Here is a 26,794-nt window from a genome sequence, read left to right as displayed (position 1 = left end):
GAGAATACAAGACTTCAAAATAAAAAACCGACCAAGTGGCCGGCTTACAAAGTTCCTGTTTTCAATTTTTCATGCCAATCAGCGAGCATCGGCATATCTTCTTCACGGATCGCGCCTGTACTTAGTGCCTGTTCAACAAGTGCCGGAAAATCCGTCAGTGTATGGAAAGTGTACCCTGCTTCCGCAATCGCATTAATCGACTGCGGCAAATCATAGGTGAAGATCGCTACAATGCCCAGCACTTCAAAGCCTGCTGCTTCGAGTGCCTGTGCCGCTTGCAGCACCGAGCCGCCTTTAGAGATCAGGTCTTCCACGACCACCACTTTTTTGCCCGGCTCAACTTTGCCTTCGATCATATTCGTCTGGCCATGCTCTTTCGCTTTGGAACGGACATAGACCATCGGCAATTCAAGCAGATCGCTGACCCATGCAGCATGAGGAATACCTGCTGTCGCCGTTCCAGCAACCACCTGGCATTCAGGATAGGATTCTTTGATTGTTTCCGCTAATCCAGCGGCAATATCTCTACGTACAGCCGGATAAGACATCGTCAGGCGATTATCGCAGTAGATCGGCGATTTGACACCGGAAGCCCAAGTAAATGGATCCTGCGGGCGCAGCTCCACCGCTCCGATGGATAATAAATGGTTCGCAATTTCATTTTTCAAGATTGTCCACTCCATTCTGCTGAAATCTGGTCATAGCTCTCTGATGGGGTTGCAGACTTCGTAATGGCTCGTCCTACGACAATATGGCTGGCGCCTTTTACACGAGCTTCTGCAGGCGTTGCCACCCGTTTCTGATCATCAGCTGAAACTTCTGCTGGACGTATGCCGGGCGTAACACATAGGAAGTCCGGTCCGCAGACTTTCGTTATAGCCTCAGCTTCAAGCACTGAACAGACCACGCCGTCCAAACCTGCCTGCATGGCCCGCTTCGCGTAATGCAGCACCGATTCTTCAAGGCTGACATAAACGAGCTGATCTTCATGCATTTCGTCTTCGCCCGTTGAAGTTAATTGCGTTACAGCGATGAGTTTCGTATCGCTGCCCGCTAACCCGCGTTTAGCCGCTTTCATCATTTCCAGCCCTCCTGCAGCATGGACGTTGACCATATCCACACCCAGTTTGGACAAGCCGCGCATAGCGGATTCGACCGTATTCGGGATATCGTGCAGTTTCAGATCCAGAAAAATTTCATGTCCCTGCGACTTAATGGAACGGACCAGTTCCGGCCCTTCCTGGAAATAAAGCTCCATGCCCACCTTCACGAAAAGCGGCTCAGAAAACTGTCCCAGAAATTCCTCTACTTGTTCCTTTGATGCAAAATCCAATGCGATAATGGGTTTATTCACAGACGATGGCTCCTTCCGACAAGTTCTTCAACTGAATCAAATCCAAGTTCATGCAAGCGTTCCGGCAGTTGGCCGATGATTTCGGGACAGACAAAAGGATTGACGAAATTGGCTGTTCCGACTGCCACGGCGCTGGCGCCTGCCGACAGGAAGTCGATGACATCGTCTACATTGGTGACGCCGCCCATGCCGATAATCGGCAATTTGGTGTGCTGGCTGACTTCGTAGACCATCCGCAAGGCTACCGGCTTGATGGCGGGACCCGACAGGCCGCCTGTAATGTTGGCGATGACCGGGCGTCCGGTTTTGGTGTCCATCCGCATGCCAAGCAGTGTATTGATCATGGTGATGCCGTCCGCTCCGCCTTCCTCGACCGCCTTGGCGATTGAAACGATGTCCGTGACATTCGGCGACAATTTGATATAGACAGGCACTGACGAAACTTCCTTCACCGCCCGTGTCAACTCGCGGGCAACGTCGGGATCTGTTCCGAAGGTGATGCCCCCGAGCTTAACGTTCGGACAGGAAATGTTGATTTCCAGTGCATGGACATTCGGAGCCTGCGAAATGGCTTTCGCAACTTCCACATAATCTTCGGTCGTTGTGCCCGCCACATTGGCGATGATCGGCACGTCGTATTTCTCGAGCCAAGGCAATTCCTGCCCCGCCACTTTTTCAAGGCCTGGGTTCTGCAGGCCGATGGCGTTCAACATACCGGATGCCGTTTCTGCTACGCGCGGCGTCGGGTTGCCGAGCCGCGTTTCAACCGTCGTCGCTTTGATCATGATGGCGCCGAGCTGCGACAGGTCGTACAGCTGCGCATATTCTTTGCCGAAACCGAAGCAGCCGGATGCCGGCATGATTGGATTCTTTAACTTGAGTCCTGGAAGTTTAACTGTTAAGTCTGTCATGAAATCACCACTCCTGCTGGAAATACCGGTCCATCTGAACATACCTTGATGTAATCCGTTTCGCTTTTCGTTGTCCGGCAGACACATGCAAAGCATGCCCCGATGCCGCAGCCCATCCGCTGTTCATAGGACAGAAAGCCTTTTTTCTGTGGATAAGCCCATTGCACCGCTTCAAGCATCGCCGTCGGTCCACAGCTGTAATACGTATCGAAATCACTCGGCAGTTCGTTGAGGATATGCGTTACGAAGCCCTGCGTGCCATGGGAACCGTCGACTGTGGCGATGTGCGTGTCGCCGAGTGCCCGGAACTTCTCTTCATAAAAGACCGCCTGCTTGCTTTCAAATCCTAAGATATGGACGGTTTCAATGCCGCGTGCGTTCAATTGCTTTGCAAGTTCATACAGCGGCGGCACACCGATCCCTCCACCGATCAAATAGGCTTTTTTCTGTGCCTCTTCAACCGGAAAGCCATGGCCGAGCGGCCCAAGAACATCCAGCGTGTCGCCTGGCTTCTTTTCTGAAAGCAGCCCTGTTCCCCGGCCTTCTGCCCGGTAGATCATCGTGAATTGAGAAGCTTCCAAGTCAATGGATGCTACGGAGATTGGACGGCGCAGCAACGGCTCAAAGCTGTCTGCCACACGGATATGGACAAATTGCCCCGGCTCCGACATTTCATCGGCCAGTCCGCCTTGTACCGTCAGTTCAAAGATCTGCTTGGCGATTTCCTGCTGTTTGATGACTTGCATGCGTTCTTGTTTAATCATACGCCAGCCCCCATTTCCTCCGCTGAGAAGGTCATTGATTCGATGACGCGCAGCATCGCTTCTGCCGTATCCAGTGAAGTCAGGCAAGGAATGCCGTTTTCGACAGATTCGCGGCGAATGCGGAAACCGTCCCGCTGCGGCTGCTTGCCTCTCGTCAAGGTATTGATGACGAGTTGCGTATCGCCGTTTTGGATGACATCCAGCAGGGTTTTGCCTTCCGAACCGATTTTGCCGACCGGTGCAACGACAATGCCTGCTTCTTCGAAGGCTTTGGCTGTTCCGCCGGTCGCCATGATCTGATAGCCGATCGCTTTAAAGCGTTTCGCTAAACCAACTGCTTCTTCTTTATCTTTATCCGCTACCGTCAACAGCACAGTACCGTGATCTTTGACTTCCATACCAGCTGCTGCGAGGCCTTTATACAAAGCCTTTTCAAGCGTAGTGTCTTTGCCCATGACTTCTCCGGTGGATTTCATTTCCGGCCCGAGCGTGATGTCGACACGGCGAAGCTTCGCGAATGAGAAGACCGGCACTTTGACGAAGACGCCTTTTGAAATTGGTGCAAGGCCTGGTGTAAAGCCCTGCTCGACGATGCTTTGGCCCAAAATCGCTTTTGTTGCGATATTGGCCATCGGGATAGATGTGATTTTGCTCATGAATGGCACGGTCCGGCTTGAGCGCGGATTAACTTCAATCACGTAAACTTCACCTTTGGAAATGACGTACTGGATATTCAGCAAACCGATGATGTTCAGCCCTTTTGCCAGGCGCGTCGTGTAATCGACCAGCGTATCCAATAATTCGGTCGAAATGTTCTGCGTCGGATAGACCGCAATCGAATCCCCCGAATGGACGCCTGCGCGCTCTATATGCTCCATGATGCCCGGAATCAGCACATTTTCCCCGTCCGAAATGGCATCCACTTCGATTTCAATGCCTGTCAGGTAGCGGTCGACCAGCACCGGATGCTCCGGACTCGCTTCTACTGCATGTTCCATATAATGTTTCAGATCATCTTCATTGTAGACGATTTCCATTGCGCGCCCACCGAGTACGTAAGAAGGGCGGACCAATACCGGATAGCCGATATCAGCTGCGATGATGATCGCTTCTTCTGCGTTGACAGCCGTTTTCCCTAAGGGTTGTGGAATGCCGATCTCGTGCAGTGCCGCTTCGAATTTGTTGCGGTTTTCAGCCCGGTCCGTATCTTCCAGGGAAGTCCCCAGAATTTTGACGCCGTTCTGTTCCAATTTCTCAGCCAGGTTGATAGCTGTCTGTCCACCGAATTGGACGACGACGCCTTTTGGCTGCTCCAGGTCGACAATGTGCATGACATCTTCGATTGTCAAAGGCTCGAAATACAACTTGTCTGATATCGAGAAATCCGTTGAGACGGTTTCCGGATTGTTGTTGACGATGATCGCTTCGTATCCTGCTTCTTTGATTGCCCAGACCGAATGCACGGTTGCGTAGTCGAATTCCACTCCTTGGCCGATGCGGATCGGGCCCGAGCCAAGTACGATGACCGATTCTTTGTCTGTTTTCACTGATTCGTTTTCATCTTCATACGTGCCGTAGAAATAAGGAGTTTCGGATTCAAACTCTGCAGCGCACGTATCAACCATCTTATAGACCGGCATTAATTTGTTTTCCTTGCGCCAGTTGTAAACTTCCTGCTCGGTCGTATTCCACAATTTCGCGATCGTCCGGTCTGCAAAGCCCAGACGTTTCGCGCGTTTGGCTGTATCGTAATCGAAAGCTGCATTTTTCAATACTTCTTCATATTTGACGATGTTTTCGAATTTTTTCAGGAAGAATAAATCGATTTGGCTCCATTCGTTGATGGTTTCAATCGTCACACCGCGGCGCAGCGCTTCCCCGATAAAGAACAGACGCTCATCTCCTGCGCGGCAGATTCGTTTCTGTATCCATTCATCGCTCATGGCATCAGCGTTTTTCAGCTCCAGGTGGAATTGGCCCGTTTCCAGTGAACGCACCGCTTTCAGGATCGATTCCTCGAACGTGCGGCCCATGGCCATCACTTCGCCCGTCGCTTTCATCTGTGTTCCCAAATTGCGTTTTGCTGCTTCGAATTTATCGAACGGCCAGCGCGGAATCTTTGTTACGACATAGTCCAGTGCCGGTTCGAATGCCGCGTAGGTCCGGCCGGTGACCGGGTTCATCATTTCATCCAATGTCAGGCCGACTGCAATTTTTGCAGCCAGTTTGGCGATCGGGTAGCCCGTCGCTTTGGAAGCCAGTGCAGAGGATCGGCTGACACGCGGATTCACTTCAATGATGTAGTAGTTGAAGCTGAATGGGTCGAGTGCCAGCTGTACGTTGCAGCCGCCTTCAATTTTCAACGCGCGGATGATTTTCAACGACACATTGCGCAGCATCTGGTATTCACGGTCCGACAAGGTCTGGCTTGGCGCCACGACAATCGAATCACCAGTATGAATGCCGACCGGATCAATATTTTCCATGTTACAGACGACAATCGCCGTATCGTTCTTATCGCGCATCACTTCGTACTCGATTTCCTTGAAACCGGCAATTGATTTTTCCAGCAGGCATTGTGTGACCGGGCTGTATTTCAGGCCACTGGCGACGATTTCCTTCAATTCTTCGTAATTGTGGCAGATACCGCCGCCGGTGCCGCCTAAGGTGAAGGCCGGGCGGACGATGACCGGATACCCGACGCGTGCGATGAAATTCTCCGCTTCTGTCATGTTGTGGATAATATCTGAATCCGGAACCGGTTCCCCGAGTTCGTTCATCAAAGTTCTGAACAATTCACGGTCTTCTGCTTTGTGGATCGCTTCGAGCTTCGTCCCTAAGATTTCGATATTCAATTCGTCCAAAATGCCCGATTCGTCGAGTTCAATCGCCATGTTCAGCCCTGTCTGGCCGCCCAGTGTCGGCAGCAATGCATCCGGACGCTCTTTGCGGAGGATGCGGCTGACGAATTCAAGCGTGATCGGTTCAATATAGACTTTATCTGCAATTTCGGTGTCCGTCATGATGGTCGCCGGATTCGAGTTGATGAGGATGACACGGTAGCCTTCTTCCTTCAATGCCAAGCAGGCTTGTGTGCCTGCATAGTCGAACTCTGCTGCTTGCCCGATGACGATAGGTCCGGATCCGATTACGAGTATACTTTGAATATCTTGTCTTTTAGGCATGTTGTTGCTCCTTTCGAGTTGCGTTCATAACTTCAATAAAGCGGTCGAATAAGTAGTTCGAGTCTTCCGGGCCCGGTGAGGATTCCGGATGGTATTGAACGGTGAAAGCTGCATAATCCAAATGCGCCAGCCCTTCGTTCGTTCCATCGTTCAATGCACTGTGCGTCACTTTCAGACGTGTGCCCTGCAATGTTTCTTCATCCACCGCATAGCCATGGTTCTGGGAAGTGATTTCAATTCTTCCCGTGCTTAGATCACGGACCGGGTGGTTGCCGCCCCGGTGGCCGAACTTCAGCTTGAAAGTATCTGCTCCGCAGGCTCTTGCGAATAATTGGTGGCCAAGGCAGATACCGAAAATCGGAACTTCTCCAAGCAACTCGCGAACCACTTCCACACATTCTTCCACATCTTTTGGATCTCCAGGGCCGTTTGACAGCATGACGCCGTCCGGTCCCCACGCCAGTATTTCTTTAGAAGAGGTGTTATATGGTACAACGATCACATCGCAGTCCCGGTTGTTGAGCTCACGCAGGATGCCGTGCTTCATGCCATAATCGATCAGTACCACCCGTTTGCCGCGTCCTGGGCTAGGATAAGGGCGTGCTGTTGAAACCTGCGCCACCTGATTTCTTGGCAATACTGTCGCCTGCAGCGTGTTGACGACTTCTTCGACTTGTACGTCCTCTCCTGCTGCAGTCAAAACGCCTTTGATGGCACCTTTTGAGCGGATCAGGCGCGTTAATTTCCGCGTATCGATACCTGAGATTCCAGGAATGCCCTTGATTTTGAAGAGTTCATCGAGCGTAGCATTATTTCTAAAATTGGATGGGAACTCGGCGATTTCACGCACGACCATTCCTTTAACTGCCGGTTCGATCGATTCGAAATCATCGCTGTTGATGCCGTAATTGCCGATCAGCGGATAAGTCATCGTGACAATCTGCCCACAATAAGAAGGATCTGACAAAATTTCCTGGTAGCCGGTCATACTGGTATTAAAAACGATTTCCCCTACTGAAGCCCCTTCGCCTCCGAATGCTGTTCCTTCAAATACTGTCCCGTCTTCTAAGATCAAATAACGTTTCATCAATTTGTCTCCTCCTGCCATACGATTTCTCCACCAAAAATGGTCATTACCGGCCATCCTGTGCAATTCCAGCCGTCGAATGGTGTGTTTTTGCCTTTAGATAAAAATGAGTCTGCCTGGATGGCCTGCTCTTTTTCCAGTTCCAACAGGACCAGATCAGCTGTTTGGCCAGGTTCCACTAAGCCATACGGCAAGTTGAAGGTTTCGCTCGGTTTGATGGTCAGCCAGTCGATCAATTGCTGCAGACTCCATGTACCGGTTTCAACAAATTTGCTGTAAAGAAGCGGAAAGGCTGTTTCAAATCCGACAATCCCGAACATCGATCCGTTCATGCCGTTGGTTTTCTCTGCCGCTGTGTGAGGAGCATGGTCCGTTGCAATAAAGTCCAGCGTGCCGTCCAGCAAGCCTTCATGCAGTGCTTGCCAGTCTTCCTTGGCGCGGAGCGGTGGGTTCATCTTGTAGTTTGCGTCATCCGCTGGAATATCGTCTTCTGTCAACAGCAGATGGTGCGGTGTCACTTCAGCCGTAACGTGAACTCCCGCACGTTTTGCATCGCGGATCACACGGACCGATTCTTTCGTACTGACGTGGCAGACATGGTAATGTGCGCCTGCTGCTTCCGCAAGCAGGATGTCGCGTGCGATATGCACCGATTCTGCAATCGAAGGAATCCCTTTCAACCCAAGTTCTTTACTGCGCTTGCCGTCGTGCATGACACCGTCGTAGATCAGGCTGTTGTCTTCGCAATGGGCAACGACCGGCATGTCGATTTTCGCTGCGTCCTGCATCGTTTCGTACATCATGCCTGCCTCTTGGATGCCGACACCGTCATCGGTGAAAGCGAAAGCTCCATTTTCTTTCAACTCCTGCAAGTTTGTGCGTTCTTTCCCTGCTTCCCGGATGGTGATGGAAGCGTACGGCAAAACCCGGATAAGCGCATTTTTTTCGATCAATCCGTTGACCAGCTGCAGATTTTCTTTCGTATCGGGCACAGGGCGCGTGTTCGGCATGGCACAAATCGTGGTGAAGCCGCCTTTTGCTGCTGACTTTGTCCCGCTTTCGATCGTTTCTTTCTGCTCGCCGCCCGGTTCACGCAAATGGACATGGACATCCACAAATCCTGGTGCGATCATCCGGCCTTTGCCGTCGATTTCCGTTTCGCTGTTCACTTTCAGGTCTTTCCCGATTTCGGCGATCTTGCCGTCTGAAATGCGGATATTGGTTGGAGCAAGTTCTCCATTTTGCAGCATGTTTACGTTTTTAATGAATAAATTCAATTCAATCTCTCCCTTTCAATGCGTATTCAAGTACTGCCATCCGGACAAAAACTCCGTTAGCCATTTGTTTGAAAATTCGTGAGCGCTCACATTCAACCAGGCAGTCTGCAATTTCCACACCGCGATTGATCGGCGCCGGGTGCATGATGATGGCCCCGTCTTTCATCCTTTTCTCCCGCTCAATCGTCAAGCCGTACTGCTCATGGTAATTGTCTTTCGAAAACAGGGCCGATACCGCATGCCGTTCATGCTGGACCCGGAGCATCATCACCACATCCGTCTTTTCGATAAAGTCATCCAGGTGTTCCGAAGATTCGTACTCTCCGCTCCATTCCGCTGGACAGATGAATGTCACTTCCGCACCCAATTGCTGGAGCGCAGCTGCATTTGATTTCGCTACTCGGCTGTGCGCGATATCCCCGACGATCGTGACGTGTGTGCCTTCGATCTGGCCGAACTCCTGATAGATTGTCATCAGATCCAGCAAGGATTGTGTCGGATGCTGTCCCGATCCATCTCCACCGTTGATGACCGCTACATTACACCCTTCAAGCTGCTGGTAATATTCCTCTTCTTCGTGGCGGATGATGACGGCGTTCACGCCGATGGCTTCCATCGTTTTGACCGTGTCGTACAGCGTCTCGCCTTTCAGGATGCTGGAAAAGGCGGTTTCAAATGGCAGTACAGCCAGCCCCATTTTGTGTTCGGCCATCTCAAAACTCATTTTGGTCCGCGTGCTCGGTTCGAAGAACAGATTGACGACTGTACCATCGATTAGTGTTTTTTCCCCGCGCTGAAATTCTCCAGCCCGCTCCAATAAGCTCATGATCGTATTATTTTCCAAATTGTTCATGGATAGTAAGTTCGGCAAAATCATCTCATCCTTTCATCCCTCAGACAAAAAAACACCTTCCCAGAGGCAGGAAGGTGTGAGGAAAAAAGGGTAGCGTACTCCCCATTCTTCAACCCTTTCCATGCCTCTCTGGACATTCATTAAAAGGTGATTATTCAGTTCCGTCGTCTAATTCATCTTTATTGAGTCCCGGCAACACCAGGTTCAACACCACTCCGACAATCGCGGCCAGCGCCATTCCTTCTATAGAGAAGGATTCGCTGAACTCCAGCTTGGCTCCGCCGATTCCGATGACCAGGATAACTGACGAGATCACCAAGTTGCGGTTATTGCCGAAGTTGATGTTATTGTCCACCAGCATGCGCAGTCCGGAAGAAGCGATGATCCCGAACAGCAGGATGGAAATCCCACCAAGGACCGCCGTTGGAATCGTCTCGATGACTGCCATCAATTTTCCAAAGAAGGAAAAAGCGATGGCGAACACTGCCGCTCCAAGGATGACATAGACTGAGAATACTTTCGTAATGGCCAGAACACCGATGTTTTCACCATATGTGGTCTTTGGCGGACCGCCGACCAGTGAAGAAATGAAAGTTCCGATGCCATCACCCAGAATCGAGCGATGCAAGCCCGGATCTTTTATGTAATTTCGATCTACGATTTTGCCGAGTACCAGCTGATGTCCGATATGTTCAGAAATTGTGACGATGGCGATGGGAACCATGACGAACAGCAGAGTTGGGGTAACCTGGAAGGAATAATCCACTCCTGGAATCAGAAACTCCGGTACAGCGAACCAGCTTGCTTCGCCGATTGCTGTAAAGTCGATGATGCCGATGGCTGCTGAGTATGCATAGCCCACGATAATACCGATCAGGATGGGCATCAATGAGATGATGTTCTTGAAATAGATGTTGCAGATGATCGCTGTCAGCAGCGTGACGATGGCTGCTGAGAAGTGCATCAGGCTGTATTCAGAACCATTCGCGGTCGGAACGTTCATGGCCATATCCACTGCTGTCCCGGATAAAGCAAGTCCGATGACGATGATGACAGGCCCCACCACAATCGGTGGAAGCAGCTTCATGAGCCACCTGTAACCTGTTTTCCAGATGATCAGCGCGACGATGGCGTAGACCGCTGAGACGAACATCGCGCCGATCATCGCCGATCCGATGCCGCCGGTTTCAGTGGCGATGGTAATCGGTACGATAAAGGCGAAAGAAGATCCCAAATACGCTGGTACTTTAAATTGGGTGATGATGATGAAGATGATGGTGGCGATTCCGCTTGTCAATAATGCAATCGCCGGGCTCAAGCCCACCAGCTGCGGCACTAAGATCGTCGCTCCAAACATCGCGAACATATGCTGCAGGCTTAATGAAATCCATTGCCCGGTTTTCGGTTTATCATGTACATCTAAAATGGCTTCGCTCAATTTCCGTTCTCCCCTGTCTCTATCTCTCTATTCGTGGATGGCTACCCGGTCTACCTGGTCGCTTTCGACCATTTGTACAACAATCCGTTCATCGCTTGAAGTCGGAATGTTTTTTCCGACAAAATCCGCTCGGATCGGCAACTCCCGATGGCCCCGGTCAATCAACACTGCCAGCTGAATCTGTGACGGCCTGCCTAGATCCATGACCGCGTCCATCGCTGCCCTTACTGTCCGCCCTGTATAAAGCACATCATCCACCAGGATGACTTTTTTATCGAGTATGCTGTGTTCGATGTCCACTTGCTGGACCAGCGGCTCCTGGTTTTTCGTTTTGATGCTTAAATCATCCCGGTAAAGGGTGATGTCCAGTTCGCCTTTCATAATCGGGCGCCCTTCGATCTTCTCTATTTTTTCCGCCAGGCGTTTTGCGATAAAAGCTCCCCGTGTCTTGATGCCGACCAGTATGCATTCATCGATGCCTTTGTTGCGTTCGATGATTTCGTGTGCAATCCGTGTAATGGCTCTGCTAATTGCCTGTTCATCCAGAATATCCGCTTTTTCCACCATGAGATCCGCTCCTTTTTTGCAAATAAAAAACCTCTTGCCCGAGAGGCAAGAGGATAGATGCGCAGAAAATTCCAGCACGGAAGACAGACTTCCGGCTTGCGTAAATACCTTCTCAGCCTCTCTGGACTGTTATTAAAGGTGTTCATTATTCGATTCGTTTTTTCAAGTATAAAGAAAGGTAACCGGGTTTGTCAATCCTTGTCGCGAAGAGATTCCAGAAGTTCTGCAAATTCAGCCGGCGGCTCTACAGAATACTCCATGTATTCGTTCGTTTTCGGATGAATAAATCCAATCACTTCCGCATGCAAAGCCTGTCCACCGACGTCCATCGTTTTTTTCGGTCCGTATTTCGGATCGCCGACAAGCGGATAGCCGATATACTTCATGTGGACACGGATTTGATGGGTTCTTCCTGTTTCCAGGCGGCATTCCACCAGCGTGAAGTTCCCAAATCGTTCCAATACACGGAAATGCGTCACTGCGTGCTTTCCTTTGTCGACGATTGCCATGTTCTGGCGTTCTTTTGGATCGCGTGCAATCGGCGCCTGAATCGTTCCTTTATCGTGAGGAATATGGCCGTGTACAAGTGCTACGTATTTACGGGTTACGGTCTTTTTCACCAATTGATCGACCAATGATGTGTGTGAAGCGTCATTCTTCGCGACCATCAATAAGCCGGATGTATCTTTATCGATTCGGTGGACGATGCCAGGGCGTACCACACCATTGATCCCGGAAAGATCCTTGCAATGATGCATCAAGCCGTTCACCAATGTCCCTTTGGCATGTCCTGGAGCTGGATGTACAACCATCCCTTTCGGTTTGTTGACTACAAGGACATCTTCGTCTTCATAGACAATCTCCAAATTCAAATCTTCCGGCACGACATCCAACTCTACAAGTTCTGGAGGCGTAACAACGATGATATCCTGCAAGCGGACTTTATAATTCGGCTTTACGGTAATGCCATTGACTTTCACTGCGCCTTCTTTGACCCAGTTGGCGATCTGTGAACGCGACCAGTCTTCATCTATTGATGACACGGCTTTATCTACTCGTTCGCCGGTCATTTCTTCTGTAATTTCAATCGTTAAATCTTCCATTAAGACACCTTTTTCTTTTGTTGTTTTTCGTCATAAATAATATAGATAATCATCAATACGACACCGATCGTCAAAGCGGCATCTGCAACATTAAATATCGGGAAATCATAATTGATCACTGGAATCAGCACATCGACAAAATCGACGACTTCTCCGCGCAGCATCCGGTCGATGAAATTGCCGACCGCTCCGCCTAAAAGAACCATTAAACTCAGTTGGAACAAAGGCTGCCCTTTCGCATGTTTATGAAAATAATAAAGAATTCCGATGATGACAGCCACGGTGATGATAGCAAACAGCCACATCTGTCCCTCCAGCATTCCCCAGGCAGCACCACGGTTGCGGTGTGAAAGCCATCCGATGTAAGGGTCGATGACCGAAATCCTTTCACCAATTTCCATATTTTTAAGAACCAGCCATTTAGTCCATTGGTCTAATGCGATTATCAATAACGCAATTCCATAATAAATAAACATCCGTATCCTCCGTCAATTCAGCAGTCAATCTATTTTAACACAATGTCAGCAAAAAAAGTAAAGGTCTGAAAAACCGGCTACCCGATTCCCCAGACCTTTTCTATGTTTTAACATTTTCAGCTTTAAATTAAGCGTATTGTGTTTCTATCACGCTTGCACAGCGAGGGCATAATGCTGGATGTGCTTCACTTTGGCCAATTTCTTCGGAAATCGTCCAGCAGCGCTCACATTTTTCGCCTTCAGCTTTTTCAACTGTCACTGAAACTTCGTTCAGCTTCACCGCATAGTCAGGAGCCAGATCTTGTGTACCGCCGTATTCGTATTTTGATACGATAAACAATTGAGCCAGGTTCTCATCAGTTGAAGCGAGCAGTCTCGCCAGCTCTTCATTGCCGTATACAGTCACTTTAGCTTCCAGTGATTTCCCGATGGTTTTAGCTGCACGCGCTTCTTCCAATGCCTTCAGGACATCGTCACGGACATCCATGAAACGGCTCCATTTCTCATCAAGACCTTCAAACGCCGGGTTCGAAACCGCTTCTGGGAAGTCAGTCAACTGAACACTTTCTTCTTCGACAAAGCTTAAGTATGACCACAATTCGTCAGCTGTATGCGGAATGATCGGTGCAGACAGCTTAAGGATGGCCATCAAGGAATCGAACATGACTGTCTGCATGGCACGGCGATGCGGATGATCTGCGCTTTCGATATAAACGACATCTTTCGCCACGTCCAGATAGAAGGAGCTTAAATCATTGGCACAATAATTGTTCAAAGCATGATAGATGCTAGAGAATTCGTAGGTTTCATACGCCTTGCGTACTGTTTCCACCATCTTCTGCAATTTCATCGCCATATACTGGTCCATTTCGCGCATATCTTCAAATGCGACGCGATGCTCTTGTTCATTGAAATCTGACAAATTGCCATGAATGAATTTCAGCGTGTTGCGGATTTTACGGTAAACTTCTGAAACCTGCTTGAAGTTTTCGTCAGAAACGCGCACATCCGCCGTGTAATCCACTGAAGAAACCCATAGGCGGAGAATATCCGCTCCCATTTGGTTCATCACTTTCGAAGGCACAATCACATTGCCTAATGATTTACTCATCTTGCGGCCATTGCCGTCGAGCGTAAAGCCGTGGCTCAAGATCCCTTTATAAGGTGCGATGCCATTGATTGCGACACTTGTCGTCAACGAAGAGTTGAACCAGCCGCGGTATTGGTCAGATCCTTCCAAGTAAAGGTCTGCCGGGTACTGCAGATCTTCGCGTTCCACAAGTACGCCTTGGTGAGATGATCCTGAATCGAACCAAACATCCATGATATCCATCTCTTTTGTGAACAGGCCATTCGGGCTGCTCGGATGGGTGAATCCTGGAGGCAATAATTCTGCTGCCGGACGTTCAAACCAGATATTCGAACCGTTTTCACGGAACAAGTCTGCAATGTGCGCAATCGTTTCTTCAGTGATGACCGGATCGCCATTTTCAGCGTAGAATACTGGAATCGGAACGCCCCACACGCGCTGGCGTGAGATATTCCAATCTCCCCGGTCACGCAGCATATTGAATAGGCGTGTTTCGCCCCATGCCGGTGTAAACGAAGTTTCTTTGATGGCTTTCAGGATCTGGTCGCGGAATGCATCGATCGATACAAACCATTGAGCCGTCGCACGGTAGATGACCGGCTTTTTCGTCCGCCAGTCATGCGGATAAGAGTGTGTGATAAATGAAAGGTTTTCAAGAGCGCCGGCATTATCCAACGCTTCCGTGATGGATTTATTGGCTTTGTCATAGAACTCGCCTTCGAATCCAGGTGCTTCGTCTGTCATGACTCCGCGCTCATCCACCGGACAAAGAACATCCAATCCGTATTTCTTGCCGATCAGGAAGTCATCTTCACCATGGCCGGGTGCCGTATGGACACAGCCTGTACCGGAATCAGTCGTTACATGGTCGCCGAGCATGACCAGAGACGTCCGGTCATATAATGGATGCTTCGCAAGGATATGTTCCATTTCAGCACCTTTTAATACGCGGACGACTTCGAAATCTGTCCAGCCTAATTGCTCGGCAACTTCTTTCAATAATTCCTGTGCAATGATATACAGCGAACCGTTTACGGAAACTTCCGCATAATCCAATTTTTCATGTACAGAAATTCCCAGGTTTGCAGGGATTGTCCAAGGTGTAGTTGTCCAGATCACTAATTTCGTTCCTTCAGCTAAAACGCCTTTGCCGTCAGTGACAGGGAAAGACACATAGATCGAAGGAGATTTTTTATCATGATATTCGATTTCAGCTTCTGCAAGTGATGATTCACTTGATGGGGACCAGTAAACCGGCTTTAACCCTTTGTAGATATAGCCTTTATTGGCCATTTTGCCGAATACTTCAATTTGGCGTGCTTCATATGCCGGTTTCAACGTCACGTAAGGATTTTCCCAATCGCCGCGGACACCGATGCGTTTGAACTGAGAACGCTGGCTATCGATTTGCTGATAGGCATATTCTTCACATAATTTACGGAATTCCGCCAGTGACATTTCTTTGCGGTTTACGCCTTTGTTCGTCAAGGCCTGTTCAATCGGCAATCCGTGTGTATCCCAGCCCGGAACGTATGGCGCATGGAAGCCCATCATAGAACGGGAGCGGACGATCATATCTTTTAATACTTTGTTTAGTGCATGGCCCATATGCAGATCACCGTTCGCATACGGAGGTCCGTCATGAAGAACGAAGAAAGGTCGTCCTGCTGTACGATCCAGCACTTTCTTATAGATATCCATCTCTTCCCATTTCTGTTGCATTTCCGGTTCCCGGTTCGGCAAATTGCCGCGCATCGGAAAATCTGTTTTCGGCATCAATAATGTATCTTTGTATTCCATTTCCATTCCTCCTGTAGGCATAATAAAAAGCCCCCATCCCTGGAAAGGGACGAGAAGCTTAGACTCGCGGTACCACCCTTGTTGCAGCTAGATAGCTGCCACTCGATCACCGTAACGTGGCGTAGACGGAATTGGATACTGTCGTTCACCAATTCTGCTCAAGAGTGATTTTCGTCTATGTGTCCGTGCCAGGCTTCCACTGTTCCTGGTTCGCTTTACCGTCCTGCATAGCATACTGTCTCTGTCAGCGCGTTTTTTTGTATGTCGTAATTATAGAAGCAGAAAGTCTCAGAGTCAAGAGTTCGACTCTTCTTTGTCCTTCTCGATCTTCTCTAGATTCTGTGTATCGATATCGTATTCCAAAAGCGTCTCCCAATCATCTGTTTCGATTAAATCCAACTGGGCTTCGACAAGCATTTTAAAGCGGTTTTTAAAGATGCGTGACTGCTTCTTCAACTCTTCGATTTCTGTTGCGATGCGGCGTGCTTTTGTCAATGATTCATTGACGATGCGATCAGCATTTTTCTCAGCTTCCTTGATGATCAACTCCGCCTCTTTCTGTGAGTTGCGGCGAACTTCTTCTGAAGCTTCCTGAGCTACAAAAATCGATTTCTGCAAGGTCGATTCAATTGTATTGAAATGGCCAACACGCTCATCAGTTGTTTTTAGGCGTTCTTCAAGCGCTGCCTTGTCTTTCAGTAGGATTTCATAATCTCTCATGATCTGTTCCAGGAATTCATTTACTTCATCTTCCTGATATCCTCGGAATGCTCGGCTGAATTCTTTGTTATGTATATCTAACGGGGATAATGGCATTGAGTAAACCTCTCCTTAACTTGTCATCTTATCTTCCTATTATACAGTTCATGGCTCGAAATTTCAGTATTATTTCGTATTTTTTACAAGCCGCCTACTTTTTCGCTTCCAGGCGGCCTATCTGCAGGCGAACTTTGTCCTTTTTGGTCCGTCCTTCAATCATGATCAACCGTACACGGCCATAGCCCCGTGAAGAAATCATATCCGATTCGTGCAGCTCAAACGATGGCTGCTCCTGAAGGGTCCAGTTAACTTTCACTTTGCCTCCATGAATCAATGCGGATGCTTTTTGACGGGAAATATTATATACCGAGCTCATCACCGTATCCAGTCTCATCGAGCTGACCGTGTACGACTCTTCTATCCATTCCTCGCTGGTCTCGATCAAGTGTTCCGCATCTGCCACTTCATTCAATTGAACTTTCACTTTTGCAGCGCTGACAAAATTACTTTGCAGATAAGGGCTGATTTCATTCATGACAGCCAGTTGGACACGCTCATTGTCGATGCGGATGTCCCCGAACTTGCTGCGGTCCAGTCCAAGGGACATCAAAGAGCCCAGGATGTCCGGATGGCGCAAATTGACAAACTTTGATGGGTATTTCAATTCGAAAACGGTTGTATTGAAATCTTCCTCCTGCGGTTCAAAGTAAGATGGATACAATAATACCCGCTGTCTTTCCGCATCTTTGAATAGTCCAGAAGACATCATCTTCACTTCACTTGAACCCACCACGGCTTCCACAATGAAACGCTGGCGCGGATCGAGGAAATCCGTCAGCTTCGGTGAATAGCGGTCTTCCACTTCCCGAAGCCATCCTGATACTTGTTCGATAAATTGCTGCTCTTCTTTTCTGAAATGCTGAAATATCTCTTCCATTCAAATGCTCCTTCATGTGTGATCCGTTCTTCAAGAAAAAAACCTCACATCACGTGAGGTTTTGAGTTAAATGAGATAACCAGCCAATACAACGATACCTTGGCTTGCTAAGCTTAATGTGAAAATCGCAACAATCGGTGAAATATCAATCATGCCGATCGGCGGAATAAAACGTCTGAAGATATCCAGATACGGATCTGTAATTTTGGAAATCATTTGTCCGAAGCTCGACTCTTTGATGCTTGGTACCCAGCTCATGAAGACACTGACTATCAAGATATAAAAATAAATATTAATGGCCGAAAGTAATAGATTCACAAGAACTATCATATTATTTTATGGCACCCCTCTTATTGTTGATCATCGTAGTAATAATCTGAAATGGCGCCATCCACTTCAACAGTGTCTGGTACGCATAGGAAGATGTCAGTTCCAATGCGTTGAATATCTCCGCCAAGGGCGTAAACTGTTCCACTTAAAAAGTCGATGATCCGAAGTCCCTGATCTTTTTCGATGCGCTGCAGGTTAACAACTACAGCCTGTTTGCTTTTCAGACTTTCTGCGATATCCTGCGCTTCCGCGTAGACTCTCGGCTCTGCCAAGCTGACTTTTGAAGATTTTGCCGCACTTTGCAAACTGACTAAATTAGGCACAATGGTCTCCTCCACTTTCTGGCGCCGTTCTTTCGGTGTTTTTTTCGGCTCTTGCATTGCAGCCGGCTTTTCATACCGCGGTGCTGGTTTTTGTTGTGGTACAGGCTGTTCCTGTACGCGTTCTTCTTCATATTCATCTAAATAAAAGAAATTTTTGAATTTGTTTTTCATGCTCATGGCTTTGCCTCACTTTCCGACCCGACTAACGCTGTTCCAATCCGGACAAAACTTGCCCCTTCCTGAGCAGCGATTAAGTAATCATTGGACATACCCATGGAGCATTCTGTACATGGTGCATGGGTCCAGTGTTTCTCTGATACTTGGAGTTGGAGTAATTTTAATCCTTTGAACGCTTCACGAATAATGCGTTCATCTTCTGTATTCGGTGCCATCGTCATCAGTCCGACTACCCGAATTTTATCGTAAGCTTCCAGCGATTTGATGAAATCCATTGTTTCATCAGGTGCAATCCCGCTTTTAGACTCTTCGCCGGAAACATTCACCTGCACAAAGCAGTTCACTTGCCGGTTTGCCCGTTTCTGAATTTCCTTCGCCAGACTTAAACGGTCCAAGGAATGCAAATAATCAATTTCATTGATGACGTCTTTTACTTTTCTGGTTTGCAGATTACCGATATAATGCCAGGACACATCTTCGTCGATCGCCTCAAGTTTCTGCGCCAATCCTTCCGGACGGTTCTCCCCCAAGTGGCGGATTCCAGCTTGGATCGCTTCTTTCGTACGTTCTACACCAACTTGTTTGGTGACAGCAATCACTTGTATGTTATCCTTCACAGCATTCAACTGCTCGGTGATCTCTTCAAATACCGGTTTAATGGGTTTCATGCATTCACAACTTTTCTATAGAAGTCCAATATATTGTATCAAGTTTTGGCTGATTTATCAATTAAGCCCTATGCTAAAAAAAACAGCTGCCCAACCGGCAGCTGTTCGGATTAACGTCTCTTTTGACGATTACGTAAAAACGTCGGGATGTCCAATGCATCGTCGTTATTTTTTTCTTGTCTTTGTGGTTCCTGGTTGTAGTAAGGTGGCTGTTCTTCACGGCGCTGCTCGTCGCGGCGTTGGTCTTCACGGCGTGCATCACGGATTGAAGGCGCTGGAGCCTGTTGTTGAATCGACTGCACACGGCTTGAATTCAATCCAGAGCCTCTAGGCGTTCTTGGCTGAAGCTGTTCCTCATTGAAGCCGGTAGCAATTACCGTAACGATGATTTCATCTTTGAGGTTATCATTGATGACTGAACCGAAAATCATATTCACTTCTTCATCTGAAGCTGAAGCTACGATATCAGCTGCTTCCTGTACTTCATAAAGGCTTAGGTTTGAGCCGCCTGTAATATTCATCAGGACTCCTTTTGCTCCATCAACTGAAACTTCAAGCAACGGGCTTGATACAGCTTTTTTAGCAGCTTCTGAAGCGCGATTTTCTCCTGAAGAAACTCCGATCCCCATTAATGCAGAACCTTTATTCGACATGATTGTTTTTACATCGGCAAAATCCAGGTTGATCAATCCAGGAACGGCGATCAAATCGGAAATACCCGAAACACCTTGGCGAAGAACATTATCCGCTTCACGGAATGCTTCAAGCATCGGTGTATTTTTGTCGACGATTTCAAGCAAACGGTCATTCGGAATGACGATCAATGTATCCACTGATTCTTTCATCGTAGAAATACCGCCGATTGCCTGAGTTGAACGTTTGCGGCCTTCAAATGTAAATGGACGCGTAACCACGCCTACAGTCAATGCACCCAGCTCTTTAGCGATTCCAGCAATAACCGGTGCTGCACCAGTTCCTGTACCGCCGCCCATTCCTGCTGTAACGAAAACCATATCCGCTCCACGAAGAGCTTCCTCGATTTGTTCTTTGCTTTCTTCAGCTGCTTTTTTCCCTACGTCAGGGTTAGCACCGGCACCAAGTCCACGTGTCAATTTTCCACCGATTTGAAGGCGCACTTCTGCTTTGGACAGGTTCAAAGCCTGTGCATCCGTATTTACTGCAATAAATTCTACCCCTTGGACCCCATGTTCGATCATGCGGTTAACAGCATTATTCCCGCCGCCGCCTACACCGATAACTTTAATTACGGCCAGTGCGTCAATATTTGTATCAAATTCCAACATTCTTTTTCCTCCTAAAATTGCTCAGCTTTTATAGTTGCAAGCTAGATACAATGTTGATTTTATTCAAAGAATCGATCAAACATCTTCTTGGCTTTAGTTACGACGCCTTCAGAATTTTGTTTTGGCTGCTTTTGCTTCTTAGGTTGCTGTACTTCCTGATGCTCAATTTTCGCATTTCCTGATACAGCTGCACCATTTCCAACACGGCCATAGAAGACATCCTCCATGTATGCATATTGAATCAGGCCTACTGCCGTCGTGTACTGAGGTTCCCGGACGCCGATAAATTCAGGTGTAAATAGACGAACACGCGTCTGCAGGATATTCCGTGCAAGTTCAGGAAGTCCATCCAATTTAGCCATACCACCGGTTAAAACGACTCCTCCTGGAAGGTCTTGGACACCTAAACGGTAAAACTCATCTAAAATCAGTTCGAAGAGTTCTTCCAGGCGAACTCCGATTATTTCAGATATGTATTTTTGGTTATATTGTTCTGTTGAATCCGAACCAATGACAGGAACTTCAAAGACTTCATCTTCTGAAGCATCCTCAAAAAATGCATGGCCATGTTCAAGTTTGATTTTTTCAGCTTGATCTGTCGGTGTCTTTAAAATGATGGACAAATCTTTTGTAACGTGGTCGCCTCCAACCGGAATTACGGAAGAAGCGGTCAAGTGGCCGTCTTGGAAGATGGCAATAGAAGTAGAACCTCCACCGATATCGATACACGCCGTGCCATGATTTTTCTCGTCTTCAGTTAATGCGTAACTTCCTGCAGCAAGTGGCTGGACGTAAATATCACGAATTTCAAGCCCTGCTCTCTCCACACAGCGGAGTACGTTATGCAGAATTGTTTTTGAAGTTGTCACCATTGTACCATCCATTTCGAGGCGGATACCAATCATGCCCCGTGGATCTTTGATTTCACCTAAATGATCGACCACGTACTGTTCAGGAATGATATTAACCAATTCCCGTTCCGGTGGAATCGACATGACTTGAGCCGCTTCCAATACACGATCCAAATCGTCATCGGTAATTTCCCGATTTTCACTGTTCACTGCTACGATTCCTTTAACAGGCTGTAGCACTGCTTTGTTCGCTGGAATTCCAAGCACAACTTCGTGGATGGATTTACCGATCATGCGCTCTGCTTGATCGACTGCTTTTTTAATGGACTGCACCGTTGCATCTATGTCAACAATCGCACCTTTTTTAATCCCATTAGATTTTACATTTCCGACGCCGATTACATTCAGCGACTTGTTGGCCATTTCCCCGATTAAAACTTTAACGGATGACGAACCGATATCTAGACTAACGTATAATTCTGATTGACTCAATTCGTGGCACCTCCTTATTAAACTGCTGTACTTATATTCTATTGTATATCATGCACCTTGTCTAAGAAAATCGCAAAACTTAGAAAAATTTCCTTCAATTGTTCAAATAGTCTCTCTAACTTCTTTCTTTTCAGCCCATTTTGCCAAAATGATGCGTCGAATGACGGCGATGTTCTGGAATAGCCGTACACCGAATGCGAAAATTGCAGCCAAGTATAAATCTACTCCTAAATGGACACCAAGAAAAGCAAGGCCGGCCGCCAACGCGATGTTGAAGAAAAAGCCGGAAACAAATACTTTATCGTCATAGACTTGCTGCAGATGAGCCCGAATCCCTCCGAAAAGGGTATCGAGTGATGCCAATACGGCTATCGACAGGTAATTGGCATATTCCGGCGGAATTTGAATATCTGTGAGAAGCCCTAGCGATATTCCGAGTATTAAACCTAAAATGGACAGCCACATCGCTATTCCCCCTCTGATGCCTGCAAATAATTGGTGTCTATCGTGCCGTCGTATGCTTCGATGATCAGATCATCTTGTGGCTCTGAAACCGTCAACGTCAAGTTATCGATGTAAAAGTCATCCAAAATACGGGACGCTAATAAATGATTATACAGCTTTTCTGAGTCTTCCATCGACTCAGAGATGATTTTTATGGAAAATGGCGGTGTTTCCACCGGTTTGGTATTGACGGTCGTTTGGCCATTGATATCCCGAATCGCGGTTGTATTGATGATTCGTTTGCCGTCAATGGAAACATACAAGCCGTTATAACGATTGATTTCGTTGACTAAACGGATAAGCAGATCCGGTGAAATCCCTTCAATCTCAAGTCCCATCGCAACCGCTTCCATCGAAGGTTCGACAAAAACTTCAATTCCAGGCCCCGCCGTCTCCGTTAAACCTGCTGCACTTCTCAGCTCGCCCGCCGTTTCGCGCAAGGCTTGTTCGGGGCTGGCATCTGCAGTTGCTTTGTATTTGTTCAATGTATCGTCGAGTGACTCGATTTCCGACAACAGTTGAGAATGGAGCTGTTTTTCTCTCGCCAGTTCCTGCCTAATCTCCCAAACATCCCGTGTATCCCGGATATCGGGTTCATTGATCGTGTTATATTGAATAGCCGTCATCAAGCCTATGACAAACATAATCACCGTAAATCGGGTAAGAATCCTTTTCTTCATGCAATCCCCCCTCGCTCATGATTCTGTCAGCAAAGCAGGCATTTCAATGATTTGCCCCTCATCTAAAGTGACGATGATATTATCATTCAATAATTGATCCTTAATCCCACCGGTCAACTCAATTGAAGAGGTCAATACCTCCGGCTCGCCGATAGCTTCAATGACAAAAGGAGCCGGGTATTGGACACCGTCTACCGTTATGACCGGTCCTGTACAGACAATATATGAATTTCCATGGATCCGCTGGCCATTGATCGAAATGGCCTGGGCGCCTGAAATATATAATTCGTTGATCACTTGGAAAACATGGCTTTCATGAACAATATAATCATTCGGGTTGACCGAGTTCGGATTGTAATCGCCGTCTTGCAACGTGACTTTCAGGCCGCTCCCTTCTACAGGAACCAGCCCAAGGTATCTTCGCAATTCTTCAGCTTCCGCCGCATATTCAGTGTAGCGGTTTTCTCCGTCAGCAAATGATTTTTCGTACTCTTGTACCTCGCTCTGCTTCTCCTGCAACTCATTTCGCAGGTCTTTATTGCCTTCCTGCTGGTCAATCAATTCTTTACGATAGCGGTCTTCCTGTTCGAAAAATGCACCGCCGGTAAATCCCTCTGTCTCTTTTGTCGCACTCGATAAACTATAGGAATAAGCCATGATAAATCCCAGCACCAGAAATACCAGAGAGAAGACAATCGATTTACTGAAACTCTTACGATTATTCTTCTTCGGGGTCTTCATCTTCGGCACCTTCCTTCGCAAAGCCATAAACATCCGCATAAGAGCGGAAGAAGATGCCCACTTCCATATCAATTACCCCTTGTTGGCCGTCTTCCAATTGGGCAATGACGGACGGGTAATAATTCATCTTTTCCGCTAACGTACTTAAAATTCCATGCACTTCATTTCCATCATTCATGTATAAAGTCACATAATCCGCGTCTTCCTGGTCGGGATCCAAAATAACTTGAGAAACCAACTGAAGAACTTCAGGATCAATCTCAATTAATTGATCAATCAGTTTCTTCCGCTTCTCTTCGTTTTCAAAATTCATGTAAATCGGACCGTCCACATCAGCGACGGGTTGATCCAGAGCCAGGTTATTCGACAGGACAATCTGGTAGCTGTTGCCGCGGTCCAGATAGCCCATCTGAACGTATTCCTTCAAATTGATTTCAACACCGGTCAACCAATTTTTGTTGACCGATGCTTCTTCTATCCATTCCAGCTTTTCCAATTGCTGCGCAACAGTTCCCGCATCAAAGGACCACATCGAATCCCCGATGTTCAATCCACTTGCTGCCTGGTAGCTTTCCTGGTCGAAAAGAACAGCGCCGTCGATAGTGATGGTCTGGATTTCACTGTACTTCGACTGGCTGTATAAAAGTACGGCAAGCAAAGTGAGAAAAATGAACAGCAGCGCCACGAACTTGCGATTAGTTCTTTTTTTCCGGCGCTCGCGGAGCGTCGGGATGCGTTCTTCGATGTCAATCACTTTGTCCATAATTGCTGCCCCTTATCTTTTATTCATTCGCTTCCGTCATCTGCTGGACTGCGGAAATGAAAGCATCTCCCCGAATTTCGAAACTATCGTATTGGTCCCAGCTTGCGCAGGCAGGGGATAATAGGATCGTATCTCCGCTCTCAGACTGCTTGATCGCTTTCTCAACTGCATCGTCCATCTTGCCTGCCTGAATAATTACCGACACGCCACAGTCCTCTGCAAATGCTTTAAAGCGTTGTGCAGTTTCACCAAACGTGACCAGGACTTTGACGCGGTCCATAAATGGCCGGATTTCTTCCAGAGAATGATTACGTTCTAATCCGCCTGCCAATAAGATGATTTTTTCGGGAAAAGCTTCCAAAGCACTTTTCGTTGCCAGTGCGTTGGTGGCTTTTGAGTCGTTGTAAAATTTACGTCCTTGCCATTCCACTATAAATTGGGAACGGTGCTTCACGCCTGTAAATGAAGTCAGCACACGGATAATGGTTTCTTTGGTTCCCCCCCAAAGCAAAGTCGCTGCCGTTGCGGCTAGAATATTCTCCAGATTGTGCTGGCCGCCCAACATGATTCTTGAACGTTCAATCAATTTTTCGCCTTGCCAGTATACAAATTCAGCATCTGCACTGATACTGGTGGCGGTACGTCCTTTCAATGTGAAAGGCACCAGCTGCGCTTTGCAGCTTTTCGCATGTTCAACCAATAATGGCTGATCAGCATTGTAGATGAAATAATCCTGAGCTGTTTGATTTTCTGTTAGCTTCATTTTGGAAGCACGGTAATCCTCGATCGTTCCATGGTAATCCAAATGCGCTTCGTATAAGTTCGTGATGATCGCGATTTCTGGCCGGAAAGCGACAGTGCCCTTCAGCTGGAACGAAGACAGTTCAGTGACGATGACATTTTTCGCTTTCGCTTTTTCTGCCACGCCGCTCGCTACAGTCCCGATGTTTCCGGCAATCAGCGGATTCTTATTATCCTGATTGAGCATATGGAACAGTAGAGTAGTCGTTGTTGTTTTGCCGTTAGAACCGGTGATGCCGATAAATGGAGCTTCACTGATTAAATAAGCCAATTCAATTTCAGTCCATACCGGAATATTTTTTTCGATAGCTGATTCAATCAATATATTAGTATAGGGAATTCCCGGGTTTTTGACAACCAGCTCAAAACCTTCCTCAAGTAAATCTTCGGGATGTCTACCGCAAATGACGGTAACGCCCATATTTAATAATTCCTGTGCTTCCGGATTCGCTTCAAATGGCTTGGAGTCATTGACAGTTACAAATGCACCAAGCTTATGAAGAATGCGGGCGGCTGTAAAACCGCTTTTTGCCAATCCGAGAACCAGGATTTTCTTTTGATATAATTGTGGCACCTCTTTCATTTACATTACCTCCAAAAAGACTGCGATTGCCGCACTGATTAGACCGACTGTCCAGAATACAATGACTACTTTCCACTCTGACCAGCCGCTCAATTCGAAATGATGGTGAATTGGGCTCATTTTAAAAATTCGTTTTTGCCGCAATTTAAAACTGCCAACCTGCAAAATGACTGACGCTGTTTCAATGACGAAGACAAGTCCAATCAGCAACAGAAGCAATTCCTGTTTCAACAAGATGGAAACCATTGCGAGTGCGCCACCTAGAGCCAGTGAACCTGTATCGCCCATAAAGACTTTTGCAGGGTATTTATTGAAGATCAAAAACCCAAGCAAACCGCCTGTTACGGAAAAAGTGAAAATCGCAATACCGATTTCATCCTGATGGATTGCCAATACTCCAAATGCAGCAAACGCAATAGAAGCAGTACCGGCAACCAGGCCGTCGAGGCCATCCGTTAAATTGACTGCATTAGAAAATCCAACCAGCCAAAAGACAATAAAGAACACATACAGCCATGATAACTCAATTGAAATAGCTGTAAAAGGGATGCTGAGTCCCGTTTCAAAATCGATGCCGCTCAACACAACGAACGATATGACCGCTATGACGATCTGTGCGATCAATTTTTGTAAGGAAGTCAATCCCAGATTCCGCTTTAGTACAACTTTGATGAAGTCATCCAAAAAGCCGATCATTCCATATCCGAAAAGCACCAGCAATAGTATAAGTACTTTAGCGGTCAATAGACCAGCAACCCAGGCAACTAGCAGGACTGTGATGATGATGGAAATTAAGAAAACCAACCCGCCCATAGTGGGCGTGCCCGTTTTCTTCATATGTGATTCAGGCCCTTCTTCGCGGATGCTTTGGCCGAATTTCATCCGTTTCAACAACGGAATAAAAATCGGCATCAATCCAACTGTTAAGAGCAAAGCAATTCCAAGACCCATTACTATATATACGTTCATTTAGAGA

26 protein-coding genes and 1 other annotated feature are annotated in these 26,794 nt (G+C 47.5%); all 26 genes read right to left on the bottom strand.

The window, feature by feature from the left end; translation table 11 throughout:
• Positions 1-44: 44 nt before the first annotated feature.
• Positions 45-668, bottom strand: a complete 624-nt coding sequence (pyrE, locus tag ACRC6Q_RS06640) for an orotate phosphoribosyltransferase (protein ID WP_223633386.1) — start codon at positions 666-668, stop codon at positions 45-47.
• On the bottom strand, positions 665-1,354 hold the full coding sequence (pyrF, locus tag ACRC6Q_RS06635) for an orotidine-5'-phosphate decarboxylase (RefSeq protein WP_431466095.1): 690 nt from the start codon (positions 1,352-1,354) through the stop codon (positions 665-667). The genes pyrE and pyrF overlap by 4 nt, the downstream gene beginning before the upstream one ends.
• Positions 1,351-2,265 (bottom strand): dihydroorotate dehydrogenase, encoded by a 915-nt coding sequence (locus ACRC6Q_RS06630; RefSeq protein ID WP_431466094.1) that lies wholly within the window; start codon positions 2,263-2,265, stop codon positions 1,351-1,353. Before ACRC6Q_RS06630 ends, pyrF begins: the two co-directional genes overlap by 4 nt.
• Entirely contained in the window at positions 2,262-3,029 is a 768-nt protein-coding gene (locus ACRC6Q_RS06625) for a dihydroorotate dehydrogenase electron transfer subunit (protein WP_223633394.1), read from the bottom strand. Before ACRC6Q_RS06625 ends, ACRC6Q_RS06630 begins: the two co-directional genes overlap by 4 nt.
• The gene (gene carB, locus ACRC6Q_RS06620; RefSeq protein WP_431466093.1) at positions 3,026-6,214 is read right to left on the bottom strand and encodes a carbamoyl-phosphate synthase large subunit; all 3,189 of its coding nucleotides are present in this window, start codon (positions 6,212-6,214) and stop codon (positions 3,026-3,028) included. Before carB ends, ACRC6Q_RS06625 begins: the two co-directional genes overlap by 4 nt.
• Positions 6,207-7,304, bottom strand: coding sequence for a carbamoyl phosphate synthase small subunit (locus ACRC6Q_RS06615; protein ID WP_223633406.1), 1,098 nt, complete (start codon positions 7,302-7,304; stop codon positions 6,207-6,209). Before ACRC6Q_RS06615 ends, carB begins: the two co-directional genes overlap by 8 nt.
• Positions 7,301-8,578: a dihydroorotase gene (locus ACRC6Q_RS06610; RefSeq protein WP_431466092.1), complete on the bottom strand. Its 1,278-nt coding sequence runs from the start codon at positions 8,576-8,578 to the stop codon at positions 7,301-7,303. Before ACRC6Q_RS06610 ends, ACRC6Q_RS06615 begins: the two co-directional genes overlap by 4 nt.
• A 1-nt stretch (position 8,579) precedes the next feature.
• Positions 8,580-9,449, bottom strand: a complete 870-nt coding sequence (locus tag ACRC6Q_RS06605; protein WP_431466091.1) for an aspartate carbamoyltransferase catalytic subunit — start codon at positions 9,447-9,449, stop codon at positions 8,580-8,582.
• Between the two features lie 133 nt (positions 9,450-9,582).
• Entirely contained in the window at positions 9,583-10,869 is a 1,287-nt protein-coding gene (locus tag ACRC6Q_RS06600; RefSeq protein WP_223633419.1) for a solute carrier family 23 protein, read from the bottom strand.
• A 27-nt stretch (positions 10,870-10,896) separates the two neighbouring features.
• Positions 10,897-11,433, bottom strand: coding sequence for a bifunctional pyr operon transcriptional regulator/uracil phosphoribosyltransferase PyrR (gene pyrR / locus ACRC6Q_RS06595; RefSeq protein WP_298827306.1), 537 nt, complete (start codon positions 11,431-11,433; stop codon positions 10,897-10,899).
• A 194-nt stretch (positions 11,434-11,627) separates the two neighbouring features.
• Positions 11,628-12,539 (bottom strand): RluA family pseudouridine synthase, encoded by a 912-nt coding sequence (locus tag ACRC6Q_RS06590; RefSeq protein ID WP_223633429.1) that lies wholly within the window; start codon positions 12,537-12,539, stop codon positions 11,628-11,630.
• Complete coding sequence (lspA, locus tag ACRC6Q_RS06585; protein ID WP_223633431.1) at positions 12,539-13,015, bottom strand: signal peptidase II; 477 nt, start codon at positions 13,013-13,015, stop codon at positions 12,539-12,541. Before lspA ends, ACRC6Q_RS06590 begins: the two co-directional genes overlap by 1 nt.
• A gap of 127 nt (positions 13,016-13,142) precedes the next feature.
• Positions 13,143-15,905, bottom strand: a complete 2,763-nt coding sequence (ileS, locus tag ACRC6Q_RS06580; protein ID WP_223633433.1) for an isoleucine--tRNA ligase — start codon at positions 15,903-15,905, stop codon at positions 13,143-13,145.
• Between the two features lie 42 nt (positions 15,906-15,947).
• Positions 15,948-16,162 (bottom strand) — a binding site (T-box leader).
• A gap of 37 nt (positions 16,163-16,199) precedes the next feature.
• Positions 16,200-16,721: a DivIVA domain-containing protein gene (locus ACRC6Q_RS06575; protein ID WP_223633435.1), complete on the bottom strand. Its 522-nt coding sequence runs from the start codon at positions 16,719-16,721 to the stop codon at positions 16,200-16,202.
• Between the two features lie 94 nt (positions 16,722-16,815).
• Positions 16,816-17,601 (bottom strand): RNA-binding protein, encoded by a 786-nt coding sequence (locus tag ACRC6Q_RS06570; RefSeq protein WP_431466090.1) that lies wholly within the window; start codon positions 17,599-17,601, stop codon positions 16,816-16,818.
• Between the two features lie 66 nt (positions 17,602-17,667).
• Positions 17,668-17,931: a YggT family protein gene (locus ACRC6Q_RS06565; RefSeq protein WP_142826624.1), complete on the bottom strand. Its 264-nt coding sequence runs from the start codon at positions 17,929-17,931 to the stop codon at positions 17,668-17,670.
• A gap of 20 nt (positions 17,932-17,951) precedes the next feature.
• On the bottom strand, positions 17,952-18,431 hold the full coding sequence (locus ACRC6Q_RS06560; protein ID WP_223633439.1) for a cell division protein SepF: 480 nt from the start codon (positions 18,429-18,431) through the stop codon (positions 17,952-17,954).
• Positions 18,428-19,099 carry a YggS family pyridoxal phosphate-dependent enzyme gene (locus tag ACRC6Q_RS06555; protein WP_431466089.1) on the bottom strand — a complete coding sequence of 224 codons (672 nt, stop codon included), beginning with the start codon at positions 19,097-19,099 and terminating at the stop codon, positions 18,428-18,430. The genes ACRC6Q_RS06560 and ACRC6Q_RS06555 overlap by 4 nt, the downstream gene beginning before the upstream one ends.
• Positions 19,100-19,209: 110 nt before the next feature.
• Complete coding sequence (gene ftsZ / locus ACRC6Q_RS06550) at positions 19,210-20,403, bottom strand: cell division protein FtsZ (protein ID WP_223633441.1); 1,194 nt, start codon at positions 20,401-20,403, stop codon at positions 19,210-19,212.
• A 59-nt stretch (positions 20,404-20,462) separates the two neighbouring features.
• Entirely contained in the window at positions 20,463-21,746 is a 1,284-nt protein-coding gene (ftsA, locus tag ACRC6Q_RS06545; protein ID WP_431466088.1) for a cell division protein FtsA, read from the bottom strand.
• Between the two features lie 102 nt (positions 21,747-21,848).
• A complete protein-coding gene (locus ACRC6Q_RS06540; RefSeq protein ID WP_146556527.1) occupies positions 21,849-22,211 on the bottom strand; it encodes a small basic family protein in 363 nt (120 codons plus the stop codon).
• Between the two features lie 2 nt (positions 22,212-22,213).
• Positions 22,214-22,930, bottom strand: a complete 717-nt coding sequence (locus ACRC6Q_RS06535) for a DUF881 domain-containing protein (RefSeq protein WP_431466087.1) — start codon at positions 22,928-22,930, stop codon at positions 22,214-22,216.
• Between the two features lie 15 nt (positions 22,931-22,945).
• Positions 22,946-23,671, bottom strand: a complete 726-nt coding sequence (locus ACRC6Q_RS06530) for a DUF881 domain-containing protein (RefSeq protein WP_431466086.1) — start codon at positions 23,669-23,671, stop codon at positions 22,946-22,948.
• Positions 23,649-24,434, bottom strand: coding sequence for a cell division protein FtsQ/DivIB (locus tag ACRC6Q_RS06525; protein ID WP_431466085.1), 786 nt, complete (start codon positions 24,432-24,434; stop codon positions 23,649-23,651). Before ACRC6Q_RS06525 ends, ACRC6Q_RS06530 begins: the two co-directional genes overlap by 23 nt.
• Before the next feature lie 19 nt (positions 24,435-24,453).
• On the bottom strand, positions 24,454-25,818 hold the full coding sequence (gene murD / locus ACRC6Q_RS06520) for a UDP-N-acetylmuramoyl-L-alanine--D-glutamate ligase (protein ID WP_431466084.1): 1,365 nt from the start codon (positions 25,816-25,818) through the stop codon (positions 24,454-24,456).
• Positions 25,819-26,787 (bottom strand): phospho-N-acetylmuramoyl-pentapeptide-transferase, encoded by a 969-nt coding sequence (gene mraY / locus ACRC6Q_RS06515; RefSeq protein ID WP_223633454.1) that lies wholly within the window; start codon positions 26,785-26,787, stop codon positions 25,819-25,821.
• Between the last annotated feature and the right edge of the window lie 7 nt (positions 26,788-26,794).

Source organism: Planococcus sp. SE5232 (assembly GCF_050686535.1).
In the GTDB taxonomy this organism is placed as follows: Bacteria; Bacillota; Bacilli; order Bacillales_A; family Planococcaceae; genus Planococcus.
This window is presented reverse-complemented; position numbering and strand designations above follow the sequence as displayed.

Bases quoted from the DNA above. Each gene is read 5' to 3' on its own strand.
- carB (WP_431466093.1), bottom strand. From the start codon at position 6,214: ATGCCTAAAAGACAAGATATTCAAAGTATACTCGTAATCGGATCCGGA.
- lspA (WP_223633431.1), bottom strand. From the start codon at position 13,015: ATGTTTATTTATTATGGAATTGCGTTATTGATAATCGCATTAGACCAA.
- ACRC6Q_RS06625 (WP_223633394.1), bottom strand. From the start codon at position 3,029: ATGATTAAACAAGAACGCATGCAAGTCATCAAACAGCAGGAAATCGCC.
- ACRC6Q_RS06555 (WP_431466089.1), bottom strand. From the start codon at position 19,099: ATGAAACCCATTAAACCGGTATTTGAAGAGATCACCGAGCAGTTGAAT.
- murD (WP_431466084.1), bottom strand. From the start codon at position 25,818: ATGAAAGAGGTGCCACAATTATATCAAAAGAAAATCCTGGTTCTCGGA.
- mraY (WP_223633454.1), bottom strand. From the start codon at position 26,787: ATGAACGTATATATAGTAATGGGTCTTGGAATTGCTTTGCTCTTAACA.
- ACRC6Q_RS06575 (WP_223633435.1), bottom strand. From the start codon at position 16,721: ATGCCATTATCCCCGTTAGATATACATAACAAAGAATTCAGCCGAGCA.
- ACRC6Q_RS06525 (WP_431466085.1), bottom strand. From the start codon at position 24,434: ATGGACAAAGTGATTGACATCGAAGAACGCATCCCGACGCTCCGCGAG.
- ACRC6Q_RS06560 (WP_223633439.1), bottom strand. From the start codon at position 18,431: ATGAGCATGAAAAACAAATTCAAAAATTTCTTTTATTTAGATGAATAT.
- ftsZ (WP_223633441.1), bottom strand. From the start codon at position 20,403: ATGTTGGAATTTGATACAAATATTGACGCACTGGCCGTAATTAAAGTT.
- ACRC6Q_RS06565 (WP_142826624.1), bottom strand. From the start codon at position 17,931: ATGATAGTTCTTGTGAATCTATTACTTTCGGCCATTAATATTTATTTT.
- ACRC6Q_RS06535 (WP_431466087.1), bottom strand. From the start codon at position 22,930: ATGAAGAAAAGGATTCTTACCCGATTTACGGTGATTATGTTTGTCATA.
- ileS (WP_223633433.1), bottom strand. From the start codon at position 15,905: ATGGAATACAAAGATACATTATTGATGCCGAAAACAGATTTTCCGATG.
- ACRC6Q_RS06590 (WP_223633429.1), bottom strand. From the start codon at position 12,539: ATGGAAGATTTAACGATTGAAATTACAGAAGAAATGACCGGCGAACGA.
- ACRC6Q_RS06570 (WP_431466090.1), bottom strand. From the start codon at position 17,601: ATGGAAGAGATATTTCAGCATTTCAGAAAAGAAGAGCAGCAATTTATC.
- ACRC6Q_RS06530 (WP_431466086.1), bottom strand. From the start codon at position 23,671: ATGAAGACCCCGAAGAAGAATAATCGTAAGAGTTTCAGTAAATCGATT.
- ACRC6Q_RS06630 (WP_431466094.1), bottom strand. From the start codon at position 2,265: ATGACAGACTTAACAGTTAAACTTCCAGGACTCAAGTTAAAGAATCCA.
- ACRC6Q_RS06540 (WP_146556527.1), bottom strand. From the start codon at position 22,211: ATGTGGCTGTCCATTTTAGGTTTAATACTCGGAATATCGCTAGGGCTT.